The organism is Nocardioides terrae (genome assembly GCF_900112345.1).
GTDB classification, from domain to species: domain Bacteria; phylum Actinomycetota; class Actinomycetes; order Propionibacteriales; family Nocardioidaceae; genus Nocardioides; species Nocardioides terrae.
The window spans coordinates 57,285-73,343 of sequence record NZ_FOLB01000006.1; the positions used below are offsets into that span (position 1 = coordinate 57,285).

Here is a 16,059-nt window from a genome sequence, read left to right on the forward strand (position 1 = left end):
GCCTGGTTCGTTGCTCCCGGGTGTGCCGCCGTACCCTGGAGGATGACATGACCGCCTCCGAGACTCCCGTCGTCTACCTCGACCACGCCGCCACCACGCCCATGGCGCCGGCGGCCGTGGAGGCGATGACGACCCACCTGCTCGAGGTCGGCAACGCGTCGTCGCTGCACGCCTCCGGCCGGCGCGCACGCCGCGTGGTCGAGGAGTCCCGCGAGACCATCGCCCAGGCGCTGGACTGCCGGCCCGGCGAGGTGGTCTTCACCTCGGGCGGCACGGAGGCCGACAACCTCGCGGTCAAGGGCGTCTACTGGTCCCGCCGGGCCGAGGACCCGCGCCGCGTGCGCATCCTCGCCACCTCCGTCGAGCACCACGCGGTCCTCGACCCACTGCAGTGGTTGGAGGCGCGCGAGGGCGCGAAGGTCGAGCTCCTGCCGGTCGACGAGGCCGGTCGCCTCGACGTCCACGCGCTGGAGCAGGCCATCGCCCGCGAGCCGGAGTCGGTCGCGCTCGTCTCGGTGATGTGGGCCAACAACGAGGTCGGGGCGCTCCAGCCGGTCGCCGACGTCGTCCGGCTCGCCGGCGAGCACGGCATCCCGGTGCACACCGACGCCGTCCAGGCGGTGGGGACCGTTCCGGTCTCGTTCGCCGGATCGGGCGTCGACGCGCTGTCGCTGACCGGCCACAAGGTCGGCGGCCCCTACGGTGTCGGCGCGCTCGTGGCCCGCCGCGAGCTGCCGGTCACCGCGCTCGTGCACGGCGGCGGGCAGGAGCGCGACATCCGCAGCGGCACCATCGACGCGCCCGCCATCGCCGGCTTCGCGGCGGCGGTCGAGCTGGCGGTCAAGGAGCAGGCGTCGTACGCCGCCCAGGTCGGCGCGCTGCGCGACGAGCTGGTCCGCGGCGTGCTGTCGGTGGTGCCCGACGCGTTCCTCAACGGGCCGCCTGCGGGCGCCGAGCGCCTGCCCGGCAACGCGCACTTCTCCTTCCCCGGCTGCGAGGGCGACTCGCTGCTCATGCTGCTCGACGCCCGCGGGATCGAGTGCTCGACCGGCTCGGCCTGCTCGGCTGGCGTCCCGCAGCCGTCGCACGTCCTGCTCGCCATGGGCCGGACCGACGCGCAGGCGCGCTCGTCGCTCCGGTTCTCGCTGGGTCACACCTCGACCCGGGCCGACGTCGACGCGCTGGTCGAGGCGATCGGGCCGTGCGTCGAGCGGGCCAGGCTGGCGTCCCGGTGAGGGTCATCGCCGCCATGTCCGGCGGCGTGGACTCGGCCGCCGCCGCCGCCCGCGCGGTCGAGGCCGGGCACGACGTGACCGGCATCCACCTGGCGCTCTCGCGCAACCCCGCGTCCTACCGCTCGGGGGCCCGCGGCTGCTGCACGATCGAGGACGCCAACGACGCCCGCCGGGCGGCCGACGTCATCGGCATCCCGTTCTACGTGTGGGACCTCTCCGACCGGTTCCACGAGGACGTCGTCGAGGACTTCATGTCCGAGTACGCATCGGGTCGGACCCCCAACCCCTGCCTGCGCTGCAACGAGAAGATCAAGTTCGCCGCCGTGCTCGACCGCGCGCTCGCGCTCGGCTTCGACGCTGTGGCGACCGGCCACTACGCCGTGCTCCACGACGGTCCCGACGGGGTCGAGCTGCACCGCTCCGCCGACGCCGCGAAGGACCAGTCCTACGTCCTGGGCGTGCTGACCCAGGAGCAGCTGCGGCACTCGCTCTTCCCGCTCGGCGACACCCCGAAGCCGCAGGTGCGCGAGGAGGCGGCGCGGCGCGGGCTGCTCGTCGCCGACAAGCCGGACAGCCACGACATCTGCTTCGTCGCCGACGGCGACAACGCCGGCTGGCTCCGGGAGAAGCTGGGGGACCGGATGCCGAACACCGAGGGCGCGATCGTCGACGAGGCCGGTGTCGAGGTGGGCCGGCATTCGGGGACGACGGCCTTCACGATCGGCCAGCGGCGCGGGCTCCGGCTCGGGCAGCCGGCAGCCGACGGGAGGCCGCGGTTCGTGCTCGACATCGAGCCGGTCTCCGGCACGGTCACCGTCGGCCCGCGCGAGCACCTCGCCGTCACCCACGTCAGCGGCGTCCGCCCGCGCTGGGCCGGCACGGCGCCGACCACGCTCGAGGGCACCGTCCAGCTGCGCGCCCACGGGCAGGAGCACCGCTGCCGGGTCGCGGTGCACCCGGCGGTCGAGGAGGCCGGCCACGGCCGTCGCGAGACCACCGTGGAGATCGAGCTGCTCGAGCCTGCCTACGGCATCGCGCCGGGCCAGGCGGCGGTGCTGTACGACGGCACGCGGGTCGTCGGCTCGGCCACGATCGCGGCGACGCGTCGGGTCGCGGACGCCGCCCGATGATCGCGACGGGGATCGGCTCGCTGCCGGGGGAGTCCGGCCGCGAGGCGTTCAAGGTCGTGCTCGGGGAGGTCCCGGACCTCCCGCACGCGCCGGAGCTGCCCGCGCGCGGCGCGATCGCCGACCTGACCGGCCGGACGCTGGCCGTCGTCACCGGCCTCGACGCCGACCTGCAGCCGGCCGGCTGGCGGCTCACGGGCTCCAGCGGGTCGTCCGGCTTGGACCACCGCCGCGCGCGCAGCCTGCTGGCGCAGGACCTCGACATGGTCGAGGAGCTGACCCAGGGCTACGGCGGGGCTTTCAAGATGCAGGTCGCCGGGCCCTGGACGCTCGCGGCGACCGTCGAGCGGCCGCGCGGCGACCGCATCCTCGCCGACCACGGCGCTCGTCGTGAGCTGGCGCAGGCGCTCGCTGAAGGTGTGCGGGAGCACGTCCGCGACATCCGTCGACGCCTCCCCGCTGTCACTCGGCTGATCGTGCAGGTCGACGAACCGGGGCTGGCTGCCGTCCTGGCCGGCCGCGTCCCGACCGCGTCCGGCTTCGGGCGCCACCGCTCGGTCGACGCCCCCGAGGCCTCCACAGCGCTCGAGTGGGTGCTCTCGGCGGTCGCCGAGGAGGGCGCCGAGCCGTGGGTGCACTCGTGTGCGCCCGGCACTCCGCTGGGGCTGCTGCGCGGCGCCGGCGCGAAGGGCCTCGCCGTCGACCTGGGCCTGCTCGGCGCCGCCGACCACGAGACGCTCGCGGAGGCGCTCGAGGCGGGGGAGACCGTCGCGCTGGGCGTCGTACCGTCCCTGGAGCCGGCTCAGCCGATCACCGACACGGTCGTCGTCGAGCGGGTGCTGCGCTGGCTCGACATGGTGGGCCTCGACCCCGACGACGTCGGCGACCGCCTCGTGGTCACGCCCACCTGCGGTCTGGCCGGCGCCACGTGGGCGTGGGCGCGACAGGCCCTGGCGCTGGCCCGGAGCAGCGCCGCGTCGGTGGGCGGCGGCGTCGCCGAGCGCAGGGACTGACCGCTCGAGCCTCGGGCCGGAGACGACCTCCCGCAGGGATGGGCCGGCCACGGACCGGCTACCGGGCCACCTCCAGCGACCCGAGGAGGAAACGTGTCCGACCTGAGTGGAAAGAACGTCGCGATCATCGCCGGCGACTACTTCGAGGAGCCTGAGCTCGTCGTCCCGCGCGACGAGCTGCGTAGGGCCGGCGCGACGGTCAAGGTCTACAGCGCCGATGGAGAGCCGATCCAGGCGACGCAGGGCGACGTCAACCCGACCCAGAAGGTCGAGGTCGACGGCTCGTACGACGACGTGGAGGTCGACGCCATCGACGCGCTCGTGGTTCCCGGCGGGTCGGTCAACGCGGACCACCTGCGCATGGACGAGACCGCCCAGCGGATCCTGCGCGAGACCGACGAGGCCGGCAAGCCGCTGGCGATCATCTGCCACGGGCCGTGGCTGCTGATCTCGGCGGGCCGCGCCAAGGGCCGTCGCGTCACCAGCTGGCAGAGCCTGGCCGACGACCTGCGCAACGCCGGCGCCGAGTGGGTGGACGAGGACGTCGTGGTCGACGGCCACCTCATCACCAGTCGCAAGCCCGACGACCTGCCCGCGTTCGTCGGCGCTATCGAGAGCGCCCTGGTCGGCGCCGCGGTCTGAGACGCAGGAGCCCCGCGACCCGTTCGGGTCGCGGGGCTCGTGCGCGCCGTCAGGCTGCCGGTGTCACGTCGCCGGGTCAGCCGACGTGGACGGGCGCCTCCGGGCCGTCGGTGGCCAGCTCGGTGTGCTTGACGTTGAGGAAGATCCAGATGATCGCGGAGGTCGCGAGCATCATCAGGCTGCCGGCGAAGAACGCGTGGGTCGCGCCCTCCGTGAAGGTGGCCTGGAAGACCGACCCCTGCAGGTAGGTGACATCGGTCCCGGGCACCGTCGCCGACGGGTCGATGCCCGCCTGCGTGAGGCCCTTCGCGAGTGCCGGCGCCACCTCTGCGGTGCGGCCGTTGGTGAAGTGCAGGGCCACGGTGCTCAGCGTCGCGAGACCGAGCGCACCGCCGACCTGCTGCATCGTGTTGAGCACGCCCGAGCCGACGCCGGAGTCCTCGGCCCGCACGTGGTGGACGGCCGTCAGCATGAGCGACACGAACACCATGCCCATGCCGACCGACATCAGCACGACGAACGGGAAAACCTGGGTCCAGTAGTTGACGTCAGCACCGGCGGTGGAGCCGTTCGCCACCGCCGCCAGCACGCCCGACGGGGAGTCGTCCACCGAGAGACGCGAGAACGCGAAGAGCGCGATCGCGGCGAGCAGCGTCCCGGTGCCCGCGATGTAGCGAGCGTCGATCTTGGCCACCAGCTTGGAGGAGACCGTCGCGCCCGCCACGACGCCCACCGAGAACGGCAGGAACGCGAAGCCGGCCCGCAGCGGGCTGTAGCCCACCAGCTGCTGGATGAACAGGCTCAGGAAGTAGAACATCGCGAACATGGCGGCCGGAGCGATCATCATGGCCACGAAACTGGTCGCACGGGTGCGGTTGGCGAAGATGCGGATCGGCAGCAGCGGGTGCTCCACCCGCGACTCGATGACCGCGAACGCAATCAGCAGGAGCACACCGGCCACGAGGGACCCGATGGTCTGGCCCGCGCCCCAGCCGTAGTCGGCCGAGCCGGCGCGGGTCAGCCCGAAGACGACGCCGAGCAGGCCGAGCGTGCCGGTGATCGCACCGGGGATGTCCATCTGGCCCGGGTGGGACTCGGACTCGGCCAGCACTCGCGGAGCGAGCGCGGCCGCGACCAGACCGATCGGGACGTTGATGAGGAAGGTGAGCCGCCAGCCGTCGACGTCGAGGCCGAGGAAGCTGTCCAGGCCGGTGAGCCAGCCACCGAGGATGAGGCCGACCGCGGCGCCCGCACCGGACATGGCGCCGTACATGGCGAACGCGCGGTTGCGCTGCGGTCCGGCAGGGAACGTCGTGGTGATCAGCGCCAGGGCGGCGGGAGCGGCGAGCGCGGCGCCGAGGCCCTGCAGGCCTCGGGCGCCGAGCAGGAGCGCCTCGTTCTGGGCGATACCGCCCAGCAGGGACGCCACCGCGAAGGTCGCGAGGCCGGTCATGAACATCCTGCGCCGGCCGTAGAGGTCGCCGAGCCGCCCACCGAGCAGCAGCAGCCCGCCGAAGGCGAGCGAGTAGCCGGTGACGATCCAGGTCAGGTTGGCCTGGGAGATCTCCAGGTCCTGGCCGATGTAGGGGAGCGCGATGTTGGCGATGGTGGCGTCGAGCACGACCATCAGCTGCGCGACCAGGATGAGGGTCAGGGCCAGGCCGAGGTTCCGGTGGCCGTTGGTGGTGCCCGCTTCTTCGATGGGCGGGTCTGTCGCTTCGATACTCGTCATGCCGGTTCCTTGCGTCCTTGTGGGGAAAGGGGTCAGTCGCGCGTCGGGTCGACGCCGGCCGCGGGGAGGATGATCTGGTCGAGCACCCTCGTGATCAGGTCCTCGTCGGGCAGCTGGCCCATGACGAAGACGCGGTGGAGGACGATGCCGGCCAAGGCCGGCTCGATGAGGTCGAGGTCGATGTCGTCGCGCAGCTCGCCGCGCGCCTTGGCCCGCTCCCACGGGGCCCGCGAGAGCGCGAGCTTCTCCGCGACGAACCGCGCGCGGAACTGCTCGGCGAACTCCGGGTCACGCTGGATGGCGGTCAGGACGCTGCTGAACACGGCGACCGCGTCGGGGTCGGTGAGCCCGCCCATCCCGCAGAAGCCGGCCTCGAGATCGCCGCGCAGGCTGCCGGTGTCGGGGAACTCGTGCGGACCCTTGGAGTGGGCCAGCGCGTCGACGACGAGGTTGGCCTTGCTCGACCAGCGCCGGTAGAGGGTCGCCTTCGAGGCCTTCGCCCGCGTGGCGACGGCGTCCATGGTGAGCCGGTCGTAGCCGACCTCACCGAGGGTCGCCAGCGTCGCCTCGAGGATCTCGAGCTCGCGGTCGCCCTCGACGCGAGGGCGGTGCTTGCCCAGGGCTCGGGCCAGGTTCATCGGGGGTGCTCCAGTCATCGACTTCGTAGAACGAAACAGTTTCGTTTCACCGTCGAACGATGGTACGCCGTCGTTTCATTCCCGCGAAAGCGAGTTTTCTTCGAGGATCTCCGCGTCCGGTTCCGAGCCCGGCGTACGACGTCTCCAACGACACCTTGAAGCCGGCTGTTCCCGGTGCTAAATGAACAGTTGATGACCCGGACCGGGTCACGACCGAACGACTATCGGAGGTGAACCATGTTGATGCGTACCGACCCCTTCCGCGACTTCGACCGGCTCGCCCAGCAGCTCCTGGGCACCGGCTCCACGTCGCGCCCGGCGATCATGCCGATGGACGCCTGGCGTGAGGGCGACCGCTTCGTCGTCGAGTTCGACCTGCCCGGCGTCGCACCGGACACACTCGACATCGACGTCGAGCGCAACGTCCTCACGGTCAGGGCCGAGCGCCCGGCGAGAAGCGGCGACTGGGAGCCGCTCGCGTCCGAGCGGCCGAAGGGCCTCTTCAGCAGGCAGCTCGTCCTCGGTGACAACCTCGACCTCCAGCAGGTCGACGCGAGCTACGACGCCGGCGTGCTGCGGCTGACGATCCCCGTCGCCGAGCGGGCCAAGCCGCGCAGGATCGAGGTCAGGACCGGTAGCGATCAGCTGTCGGCAGGCAGCAACACCGACGCCATCACCGCCTGATCAGCCCTGAGCAGTCCTGAGCAGCACGGCCGTCCCCCGGCGCGGTCCGGGGGACGGCCGACCTGTGCGCGCGTTGTCGGCGGCTCGCGGCAAGATGTCCTCCATGAGCGACGTGAGCGCCGAGCGCCCTGAGAGCACTGAGAGCACTGAGAGCCCGGCCACCCTCCACGCCGACCTGGCCGCCCGGGTCGAGGCGGCCTCGGACGCCTACTACCGCGACGGCTCCTCCCCGCTCAGCGACGCCGACTACGACGCGCTGTTGCGTCGGCTGCAAGACCTGGAGGCGCAGTTCCCCGAGCTGGTGACGCCCGAGTCGCCGACCCAGCGGGTGATGGGCAAGGCTGCGTACGAGGGCACCACCTTCGCCTCCTACCAGCACCTGCAGCGCATGGAGAGCCTCGACAACGCGTTCTCGGTGGACGAGGTCGAGGCGTGGCACGCGCGCGTGGTCCGCGACGTCGGCGGCGGGTCGCCGGACCTGCTCTGCGAGGTGAAGTTCGACGGCCTCGCGATCAACCTGCTCTACGAAGGGGGTCGGCTCACCCGGGCGCTCACCCGCGGCGACGGGACGACGGGGGAGGACGTCACCCCCAACGTGCTGACGATCGAGTCGATCCCGGCCCGCCTGACGGGGACCAAGGAGTTCCCTGTCCCCGACCGGATCGAGGTGCGCGGCGAGGTCTACCTCCCGACCAAGCGCTTCGAGGAGATCAACGCCGAGCAGGCCGCGGCCGGCAAGCCGCTCTACGCCAACGCCCGCAACACCGCCGCCGGATCGCTGCGCCAGAAGGACCCGTCGGTCACGGCCACCCGCCGGCTGTCGATGACCTGCCACGGCACCGGCGCGCGCGTCGGCTTCGAGCCCAGGTCCCAGTCGGGCTCCTACGCCGCGCTCGCCGCCTGGGGCCTGCCGGTCTCGTCGCTGGTCAAGGTGCTCCCCGACATCACGTCGGTCGAGGACTACATCGCCTACTTCGCCGAGCACCGGCACGACCCGGAGGTGCTCAGCCACGAGATCGACGGCGTCGTAATCAAGGTCGACGACGTGGCGCTGCAGCGGCGGCTCGGGTCGACCTCTCGTGCCCCGCGGTGGGCGATCGCCTACAAGTACCCGCCCGAGGAGGTCAACACACTGCTCCGGTCCATCGAGGTCAACACGGGCCGCACCGGTCGGGTGACGCCATACGGCACGATGGAGCCGGTCAAGGTGGCCGGGTCGACGGTCGAGATGGCGACGCTGCACAACTTCTACGAGGTGGCGCGCAAGGACGTCCGCCCCGGCGACACGGTCGTCCTGCGCAAGGCCGGTGACGTGATCCCGGAGATCCTCGGGCCCGTGCTGGCGCTGCGCCCCGAGGGACTGCCGGAGTGGGTGCCGCCGACCACCTGCCCGGCCTGCGGCACCGAGCTCGTCGAGCAGAAGGCCGGCGACAAGGACCGGCGCTGCCCCAACCACCAGTTCTGCCGGGCCCAGGTCACCGAGCGGGTCAACCACGTCGCCGGGCGCGGCGCCTTCGACATCGAGGGCATGGGATACGAGGCCTGCGTCGCACTGCTGGAGTCGGGCGCGCTGCGCAACGAGGGTGACATCTTCGACCTCGATGCGGACGCCCTGCGTCGTACGCCGCTCTTCACCCGCGCCCCCAAGAGGGGGGAGGAGGGCCCGCAGCTCACCGCCAACGGCGAGAAGCTGCTGGCCAACCTGAAGGAGCGGCTGACCGTCCCCTTCTGGCGCGTCCTCGTGGCGCTCTCCATCCGCCACGTCGGCCCGACGGCGGCGCGGGCGATCGCCACCGAGTTCGGCTCGATGGCCGCCCTGCGCGAGGTCGTCCGGGCGGCCGACGAGGCGGTGTCGGCCGACGTGGACCCCGATGCCGACGAGGCCACGCACGACGCCGGCGACGCTGTGGCCAGCGCCTCGGCGGCCGCTCTGCAGGCCCGTGCCCGGCTGGCCGAGATCGACGGCGTCGGCGGTGTCATCGCCGACTCGCTGATCGCGTGGTTCCGCGAGCCGTGGCACGTCGAGATCGTCGACAGGTGGGCGGCTGCGGGTGTGACGATGGCCGACGAGCGCGACGAGTCGGTCGAGCGGACCCTCGAGGGGCTGACCGTCGTCGTGACCGGGTCGCTGGTCGACTTCTCCCGCGACTCCGCCAAGGAGGAGATCATCCGCCGCGGCGGCAAGGCGGCGGGATCGGTGTCGAAGAAGACGTCCTACGTCGTCATCGGTGACAACGCCGGCTCCAAGGCCGAGAAGGCCGAGGAGCTGGGTGTCCCGATCCTCGACGAGGCGGGGTTCGTGAGGCTGCTCGAGGGCGGTCCGAGTGCCGTCGTCTAAGGTGGGCGCCGTGAGCGCGCGTGGTGTGGTTCCCTTCACGACTCCGTGGGTCGCACCGGCCGAGGAGCTCTACGTGCTGGAGGCGTTGCGGTCCGGTCTGACCAGCGGCGACGGGCCGTTCACGCGGCGAGCGACGAGGCTGGTCGAGGCCCTCGTCGGTGGCGGCAGGGCGCTTCTGACGACGTCGTGCACGCATGCGCTCGAGATGACGGCCCTCCTCCTGGACATCAAGCCTGGCGACGAGGTGATCCTCCCGTCGTTCACCTTCGTCTCGACGGCCAACGCGTTCGTGCTGAGAGGAGCCACGCCGGTCTTCGTCGACATCAGGGAGGACACGTTCAACCTGGACGAGCGCCTGCTGGAGGCGGCCATCACGCCTCGGACCCGAGCGATCGTGGTGGTCCACTACGGCGGCGTGGCGTGTGCGATGGACGAGATCGGGGCGATCGCACAGCGGCACGGCATCACGGTCGTGGAGGACAATGCCCATGGTCTGGGCGGCGCTTACCGCGGTCGCCCGCTCGGCTCGTTGGCGCCGCTGGCGACGCAGAGCTTCCATGCGACCAAGAACGTCTCGTGCGGCGAAGGGGGCGCCCTCGTGCTCAACGACGAGAGCCTCGTGGACCGGGCCGAGATCCTCCGCGAGAAGGGCACCAACCGCAGCCAGTTCTACCGCGGCATGGTGGACAAGTACCGCTGGATGGACGTCGGCTCGAGCTACCTTCCGTCCGACGTCCTGGCCGCGATGCTGACCGCGCAGCTGGAGTCGTTCAACACCATCCAGGAACGGCGCGGACAGATTTGGGACACCTACCACAAGCAGCTGGCCGGTTGGGCCGCCGCCAACGGCGTCCGACTGCCCGTCGTACCCGATGAGTGCGACCATCCGGCTCACGTCTACGCGTTGTTGGCGCCCACCCACGACGACCGCACCCGCTTCATCGAGGCTCTGTCACGCCATGGGATCGTGGCGCCCTTCCACTACGTACCGCTGCACGAGTCGCCGGTCGGCGAGCAGGTGGGGCGGACGGCTGCCGGTGGTTGCCCCGTCACGACCGACGTCAGCTCCCGACTGCTGCGGCTGCCCCTGTTCGCATCGCTGTCCGACGCCGACCTCGAGTACGTCATCGATGCGGTCGTGACCCTCACCGCGGCATGAGCTGGTCCGGCCTGACCAGCGATCGGCCGGTCTCGCTGGTCGAGTCCCCGCTCGAGTCCGCGCGCTTCGGCAGATCGGTCGCCCGACTCCTCGTGTCCACCGGCACAGGCGAGTCCGATGCCGACATCGCCGCCCTCGTGGGCGGTTCAAACGCGGATGTGGTCATCGTCCGCTACCCGGCCTTGCGTGTGCCGCTCTTCGCGCGGCTCGCCGCCACAGGTCGCGTAGCCCTCTTCGCCGACCAGCTCGACTACTGGCGGTTGGGGGTCGGCGAGGGTCGCGCTTCCGAGGCTCCGGCCGGGATGGAGGTCGTGCCGATCGACGCGCTCCCGCCATCGGTCGGACGCCGGCTCGTCGATGACCTGGTCGGAGAGATCTTCGAGGGCTACGGCAATCACTACCTGGCGGATCCGTTGTTCGACCCGGAGCTGGCTCTGCAGGGCTACCGCGAGTGGGCGCAGCGGACGGTGGACGTCGCTGCGGACGGTGACGCTTGCTTGGTCCTGCGCGACGGTGACCAAGCCGTCGGACTGGCGACCACCTCCGGCGACGGTGAGCACCGCGAGATCGAGCTCGCCGGGATCCGGCCCGCGTGGCAGGGACGCGGTCACTACGCACACTTGCTGAGCGGCGTCGAGGAGTGGGCACGCCAGCAGGGCGAGGAGGCGATCGTGATCTCGACGCAGGTGCACAACACCGGCGTACGTCGGGCTTGGACCCGCTACGGCTTCGAGCCGGTCGAGGCCTTCACGACCGTGCACCTGGTCTCGCCAAGGCTGCTGCCTCAGTCCTCGGGGAGCTCGGGATGGGCTGAGACGTCGCTCCGCTCGCGGATGATGTAGGTCGGGCGTCCGGCGTTGGCGTGATGGAGCCGGCCGATGTACTCACCGAGGACCCCGACAGCCACCATCTGCGCGCTCGAGAAGATTGCGATCATCGAGGCCAGCGTGGTGAATCCGGCGACCTGGATGCGGTCGGTGAAGTAGGCGACGAGGATGCTCGCCAGGAGGACGGCGCCGAGCAGCCCGCAAGCGAGCCCGAGGTAGATCACGAACCGCAACGGTGCTGTCGAGTAGCCCAGCACCATGTTCAAGGCGTGCCGGATGAGCAGGCGTGGCGTGTAGTTGGAGGCCCCTTCCTCCCGCTCGGCCATCCGGACGTCCACCCGGGTCGCCCGGTTGGTCGCCCACGAGAGCGCGACGTCGAGGTTGATGTCGGGACCGGTGGCACCGACGAACGCGTCACGGAGGTAGGTGTGGAAGGCACGGAACGCACTGATGTCCCGGGCACCCTCGATCTGAAGGGTCAGGCTGAGAGCCGACTTGACCGACCGGGAGGCGAGGCTCCGGACCCACCCGTGCTCCTCCACCCGTGCGACACCGTAGACCAGCTCGTGCTCGGAGCTCAGGGCGTCGAGCAGCGTCGGAACCTCCTCCGGGAGGTGTTGGAGGTCGTCGTCCATGGTGACGGTCGTCTGATACCTCGCCAACCGGATGCCAGCGAGCAACGCGCTGTGCTGGCCGTAGTTGCGAGAGAGTCGGATCGCGCGAACCGCGCTGTGCATCTCCGAGAGCGCGTGGGCGACGTCCCACGTGTCGTCCGGGCTGCCGTCGACCACGAGCAGGACCTCGAAGGTCGAGCCGCTGCTCTCGAACGTGGCGACAAGGCGCTGGACCAGCCGAGGCAAGGTCGATGCGGACCGATAGCAGGGGACGACAACAGAGACGGACATCGGCGGCAGTCTCCCACACCGGGTAGTGTCGCCAGCCATGACTTCCGTCGACCAGGCGCCGTCGTCGTCCATCGCGCAGCCGGGCTACTGGTGGTACCAGGCTCGCTCGGACCTGCTTCGCACCGTACTGGCCCCACACCTCGGGCCCGACGCACGCCTGCTCGACGTGGGGAGTGCGGACGGACCGAGCGTCGCGTGGATGGAGGAGTTGTGCCGGTGCCGCGTGGCGCTCGACGTCGACCTCGACGCGCTCGCCCCCGGCGACGTGTGCGGATCGGCGCTCCAGCTCCCTTTCACCGACGAGGCCTTCGATGTGGTGGCGGCCTTCGACGTCGTGGAGCACTGCGACCCGGAGTCGACGGCGATGTCCGAGCTCGCCCGGGTGCTCGCTCCTGGCGGCCGGATGCTCCTCGCCGTTCCCGCCTACCAGTGGGCCTGGACCCGGTTCGACGTGGACGCCGGGCATTACCGCCGCTATACGCGTCGCAGACTGGTGTCCGCGGCGACGACCGCGGGGCTCGACGTACGTCGAGCGACGTACATTTTCTCCGGTACGTTCCCGCTCTTCGTCGCCGAAAGGCTCGCTCGTCGGCTGCGACCGGCCCGGGAGGAGCCGGACACCCGTCTTCCGGAGGTCTCGCCGTGGCTCGAGAAGCTCCTCATGGTGCTGTGCCGCTGGGACCAACGGGTGCTTGCCTCGCGCGACCTGCCCTTCGGCTCGTCGGTGGTCCTGGTGGCCGTGAAACCCGGCTGAACCCGCCCACGCTTTCGCGGGAGCCGCAGCCGACGGTGGGGCGTACCGTCAGCTCAGCTGGAGCACGGTGAATCGCCCCGCACTGAACCTTTTCCGGGTGAGGCTGACCAGACCGTCGAGGTCGACGGGGTAGGCCCGATCGACGAGGAGCCAGCGGACCCCACGTTCCCGAAGCGCGTCGAGCCTTTCCTGGGTAGGTGTCTGGAAAGCAGCGTCGTTGGCCGTCAGCAGCGAGTGATCCCAGAACGGGCTGATCACGCTGCTGACCTGTCGTTCGTCCGGGCCGGAGGCTTCGCGCGGCACGTAGGCCCACCCCTCGACCAGGAACTGTCGTTCGCTGTACGCGGCCATCCAGAACTGGCGGGCGTCGCAGGGTTCGGCCCGCGGAACCGCGCAGTGGGCATTGGTCGCGACCAGATCCTGCGGCGCGGCGTGCGCTCGAAGCCACCGGGCGGCAACGATGCCCCCTGCGGCGATCGCGGCGGGCTGGGGTGGCGCCACCGCGCTGTCGCGCCCGGTCGCAAGCTCGAGCGCCCGGGCGGTCGTCGGTGCGAGTCCCGTTCCGACGAAGGCCAGGATCAGCGCGGGCATCAGCAGCTTGGTCGGGTTCGTGAGACCCCTGGCCCGCGCGGCGACGGTGGTGGCGAGCGCGATGCCGCCGACGACCAGCAGGACGAGGGTCATGGGGAACACCTTCGTCTCGACGACGTAGTCGAGGTCGCGGACGGTGGTCGCCGTGGGCACCGCCTCCCTATCGACCGCGATCAGCAGGAGACCCGCGATCAGGCCGACGACGAGCGCGCCCACGAGGAGGCGACCGATCGGGGACGGGAGCCAGCGTGTGATGCGTCCCGTGGCGGTCGGGGGCGGGACTGCGATGAGCGCGGAGAAGGCCGGCCAGACGGCGTGCAGGCCGAGCACGCCGCCGAGCAGCATCGGGAGGAATACGACGTACACGAAGTAGTACTCGCTGAGCCCCTCCTGATGGAACGCCAGTCCGGCGCCGAGGCCGGAAGCGCACAGGACGACGAGGAAGACCCGGTCAGGCTGTCGCCATCCTCCGCGCGCCAGCCAGGCCAGCGCGCCGGCGCCCGTGGAGAGATAGCCGAGGGATGACACGGCTGCGAGCGCCGCTTCACCGCGCGAGAGTGCGCCGAACTCGGAGGTGAAGGTGAACGGGGACCACGCGAGCCCGTGGGTACCGCCACCGCCGAAGAAGAGGTACATCCCGACGACGAACGCCACGACGGACAGCACCGCGAGCCCGGCAGCTGTTATGGCGCGAGACCGGTCGACCATCACAGCGATCAGCGTCGCTGCAACGAGGCCGGCCATCAACGTCGGCAACGACGTGGACTTCGCTCCGATCATGGCGATCATGGACAGAGCCATCGCCAGCCACACTGCCGGTCCGCGCCACTTCCCGCGCAGCATCTCCAGGGCGAGCAGCACTCCGACCACGAGAGCGGCGTTGACGAATCCGGCGCTCGGTGAGGCCATGATCCTGACCACCAGGAACCGCTCACCGGAACCGTCGGACCAATTGCTGAAGTTGACGGGCGCCACCAACAGGCCGGCCATGACGGCGAGCCCGGTCCAGCGGGCATCGCTCAACCGGACGGCGACGAACGCGAGCGCCACGCACACGAAGACGGTCAGGGTGGGCAGGCTGAGCGAACGCAGGAGCACGATCGGCTCGACCCCGCTCGCCCATGAGGCGGCCGCCACGTGGAGGTGGCTGAGCCAGTGATATTCGAGGTGCTCATCCGCGACGTAGGTGATCCGGGGCGGGAAGAACTCCTTCAGCCCCGTGGCGAGCGCGAGGTGGAAGGGCTCGTCGATGTAGGGGCGACGCAGTCCGGAGGTCGTGACCGGACTCACGGCCCACACCTCGTGCGCGAACCAGGTCAGGACATAGGCCGCCCCGGCGGAGATGCCCCACGACCATGCCAGTGGCATGCGTTCCCCGCGGCGGGTCCAGAGCAGCCGACGGCTCGGGTGGGCCAGGCTCAGGGCGATCGCGATCGCGGGCCACAGCAGGTAGAGCCGCGGATGGCCGGCGGCCAGGCAACCGAGGTACACAGGGAACTCGATGACATAGCCGACCAGCGCGCCGATGGCGAGGTCCTCGCCGAGTGGCCGCGCCTCCCTGCGGAGGCCCAGCCAGCGCCAGGCCAGGGTTCCGGGTAGCACGATCCAGCCGGCCAGATAAGCGCCGAACCGGGCGACATCGACCGGAGCGACCTCAGCCTGCGTGATGACCAGGATGGATCCCAGAAGGATCACGAGTGCCGCCGGTATCCAAGCGGAGCGGAGGACGAGCGGCATAGGTCGGCGCGGCTGCTTCCAGGTCGACGGAGCGGACGGGGCCCATCTTCCCCTATGGCCCCCACCTCCGCCCCCGATAGGTCGGCGGCGCGCGACGACGCGGCTGGGGTGAGTGGTTCACCCAGAGGGTTACCGGGGTGGTCCACGAGTGCCGGCGAAGGGCCGGCCGGGAGGAGTGATCCGATGACCACCGCACGCGACATCATGACGCGCGGGGCGGAGTGTGCGAAGCCCTATGAGACCCTGGTCGACGCCGCTCGACGCATGCGCATGCAGGACGTGGGTGCGCTGCCGATCTGCGGCGACGACGGTGAGATCAAGGGCATGATCACCGATCGCGACATCGTCGTGAAGTGCATCGCCGCCGGCGGGAACCCGGCCGAGCACACCGTCGGCGAGCTCGCGCAGGGCTCCGCCGTCACGATCCGGGCCGGCGACAGCGTCGAGGTCGCGCTGCGCACGATGATGGGGGCCAACGTCCGCCGGCTGCCCGTGGTCGAGGGGCGCTCCGTGGTCGGCATGGTCAGCCTCGCCGACCTCGCGATGACCCTGCCGGAGGACGACGTCGGCGAGCTCGTCGGTGTCGTCTCGTCAGCACCCCCGAACAACTGACTGGTTGTTCCACCCACAGACTGCCGCGGGACCCGGGGCTCAACGGAGCGTCGCGGGTCCCGCGG

Annotated in this window: 14 protein-coding genes; 10 read left to right on the forward strand and 4 right to left on the reverse strand. The window is 71.0% G+C overall.

Translation table 11 applies throughout. The features are described 5' to 3' along the window. Positions 1 to 47 precede the first annotated feature (47 nt). The 4 genes from BM236_RS09625 (at position 48) to BM236_RS09640 (ending at position 4,017) form a co-directional block, all read left to right on the forward strand. The gene (locus BM236_RS09625) at positions 48 to 1,235 is read left to right on the forward strand and encodes a cysteine desulfurase family protein (RefSeq protein ID WP_091122980.1); all 1,188 of its coding nucleotides are present in this window, start codon (positions 48 to 50) and stop codon (positions 1,233 to 1,235) included. Next, a complete protein-coding gene (gene mnmA / locus BM236_RS09630) occupies positions 1,232 to 2,365 on the forward strand; it encodes a tRNA 2-thiouridine(34) synthase MnmA (RefSeq protein WP_217645285.1) in 1,134 nt (377 codons plus the stop codon). Before BM236_RS09625 ends, mnmA begins: the two co-directional genes overlap by 4 nt. Then, complete coding sequence (locus BM236_RS09635; protein WP_091122982.1) at positions 2,362 to 3,375, forward strand: uroporphyrinogen decarboxylase/cobalamine-independent methonine synthase family protein; 1,014 nt, start codon at positions 2,362 to 2,364, stop codon at positions 3,373 to 3,375. Before mnmA ends, BM236_RS09635 begins: the two co-directional genes overlap by 4 nt. 93 nt (positions 3,376 to 3,468) lie before the next feature. Continuing rightward, positions 3,469 to 4,017: a type 1 glutamine amidotransferase domain-containing protein gene (locus tag BM236_RS09640; protein ID WP_091122984.1), complete on the forward strand. Its 549-nt coding sequence runs from the start codon at positions 3,469 to 3,471 to the stop codon at positions 4,015 to 4,017. Positions 4,018 to 4,093: 76 nt separating this feature from the next. Here the strand turns inward: BM236_RS09640 and BM236_RS09645 are convergent, their stop codons facing one another. Both BM236_RS09645 and BM236_RS09650 read right to left on the reverse strand, forming a co-directional pair. Next, complete coding sequence (locus BM236_RS09645) at positions 4,094 to 5,749, reverse strand: MFS transporter (RefSeq protein WP_091122986.1); 1,656 nt, start codon at positions 5,747 to 5,749, stop codon at positions 4,094 to 4,096. 32 nt (positions 5,750 to 5,781) lie between these two features. Further along, on the reverse strand, positions 5,782 to 6,405 hold the full coding sequence (locus BM236_RS09650) for a TetR/AcrR family transcriptional regulator (RefSeq protein WP_245750237.1): 624 nt from the start codon (positions 6,403 to 6,405) through the stop codon (positions 5,782 to 5,784). A 219-nt stretch (positions 6,406 to 6,624) separates the two neighbouring features. Between BM236_RS09650 and BM236_RS09655 the strand changes: the two genes are divergently transcribed. The 4 genes from BM236_RS09655 to BM236_RS09670 all read left to right on the forward strand — a co-directional run bounded on the left by BM236_RS09655 (position 6,625) and on the right by BM236_RS09670 (position 11,410). After that, positions 6,625 to 7,071: an Hsp20/alpha crystallin family protein gene (locus BM236_RS09655; protein WP_091122991.1), complete on the forward strand. Its 447-nt coding sequence runs from the start codon at positions 6,625 to 6,627 to the stop codon at positions 7,069 to 7,071. A gap of 103 nt (positions 7,072 to 7,174) precedes the next feature. Next, positions 7,175 to 9,409, forward strand: a complete 2,235-nt coding sequence (ligA, locus tag BM236_RS09660; protein ID WP_091122993.1) for an NAD-dependent DNA ligase LigA — start codon at positions 7,175 to 7,177, stop codon at positions 9,407 to 9,409. Between the two features lie 10 nt (positions 9,410 to 9,419). Next, the gene (rffA, locus tag BM236_RS09665; protein WP_245750238.1) at positions 9,420 to 10,568 is read left to right on the forward strand and encodes a dTDP-4-amino-4,6-dideoxygalactose transaminase; all 1,149 of its coding nucleotides are present in this window, start codon (positions 9,420 to 9,422) and stop codon (positions 10,566 to 10,568) included. After that, positions 10,565 to 11,410, forward strand: a complete 846-nt coding sequence (locus tag BM236_RS09670) for a GNAT family N-acetyltransferase (RefSeq protein WP_091122995.1) — start codon at positions 10,565 to 10,567, stop codon at positions 11,408 to 11,410. Before rffA ends, BM236_RS09670 begins: the two co-directional genes overlap by 4 nt. Here the strand turns inward: BM236_RS09670 and BM236_RS09675 are convergent. Continuing rightward, a complete protein-coding gene (locus BM236_RS09675) occupies positions 11,353 to 12,300 on the reverse strand; it encodes a glycosyltransferase family 2 protein (protein ID WP_091122998.1) in 948 nt (315 codons plus the stop codon). The two genes, BM236_RS09670 and BM236_RS09675, sit on opposite strands and share 58 nt — an antisense overlap. Positions 12,301 to 12,337: 37 nt before the next feature. Between BM236_RS09675 and BM236_RS09680 the strand changes: the two genes are divergently transcribed. Then, positions 12,338 to 13,054, forward strand: coding sequence for a class I SAM-dependent methyltransferase (locus tag BM236_RS09680; RefSeq protein WP_091123332.1), 717 nt, complete (start codon positions 12,338 to 12,340; stop codon positions 13,052 to 13,054). Between the two features lie 48 nt (positions 13,055 to 13,102). Here BM236_RS09680 and BM236_RS09685 read toward each other — a convergent pair whose 3' ends face one another. Then, positions 13,103 to 15,340, reverse strand: coding sequence for a hypothetical protein (locus BM236_RS09685; RefSeq protein WP_091123000.1), 2,238 nt, complete (start codon positions 15,338 to 15,340; stop codon positions 13,103 to 13,105). A gap of 225 nt (positions 15,341 to 15,565) precedes the next feature. On the opposite strand from BM236_RS09685, the gene BM236_RS09690 reads away from it, so the two are divergent. After that, on the forward strand, positions 15,566 to 15,994 hold the full coding sequence (locus tag BM236_RS09690; protein WP_091123002.1) for a CBS domain-containing protein: 429 nt from the start codon (positions 15,566 to 15,568) through the stop codon (positions 15,992 to 15,994). Positions 15,995 to 16,059 lie beyond the last annotated feature (65 nt).

Coding starts and splice junctions, on each gene's coding strand:
- BM236_RS09680 (WP_091123332.1), top strand. CDS start 12,338: ATGACTTCCGTCGACCAGGCGCCGTCGTCGTCCATCGCGCAGCCGGGC.
- BM236_RS09635 (WP_091122982.1), top strand. CDS start 2,362: ATGATCGCGACGGGGATCGGCTCGCTGCCGGGGGAGTCCGGCCGCGAG.
- BM236_RS09670 (WP_091122995.1), top strand. CDS start 10,565: ATGAGCTGGTCCGGCCTGACCAGCGATCGGCCGGTCTCGCTGGTCGAG.
- BM236_RS09650 (WP_245750237.1), bottom strand. CDS start 6,405: ATGACTGGAGCACCCCCGATGAACCTGGCCCGAGCCCTGGGCAAGCAC.
- BM236_RS09690 (WP_091123002.1), top strand. CDS start 15,566: ATGACCACCGCACGCGACATCATGACGCGCGGGGCGGAGTGTGCGAAG.
- ligA (WP_091122993.1), top strand. CDS start 7,175: ATGAGCGACGTGAGCGCCGAGCGCCCTGAGAGCACTGAGAGCACTGAG.
- BM236_RS09645 (WP_091122986.1), bottom strand. CDS start 5,749: ATGACGAGTATCGAAGCGACAGACCCGCCCATCGAAGAAGCGGGCACC.
- BM236_RS09675 (WP_091122998.1), bottom strand. CDS start 12,300: ATGTCCGTCTCTGTTGTCGTCCCCTGCTATCGGTCCGCATCGACCTTG.
- BM236_RS09625 (WP_091122980.1), top strand. CDS start 48: ATGACCGCCTCCGAGACTCCCGTCGTCTACCTCGACCACGCCGCCACC.
- BM236_RS09655 (WP_091122991.1), top strand. CDS start 6,625: ATGTTGATGCGTACCGACCCCTTCCGCGACTTCGACCGGCTCGCCCAG.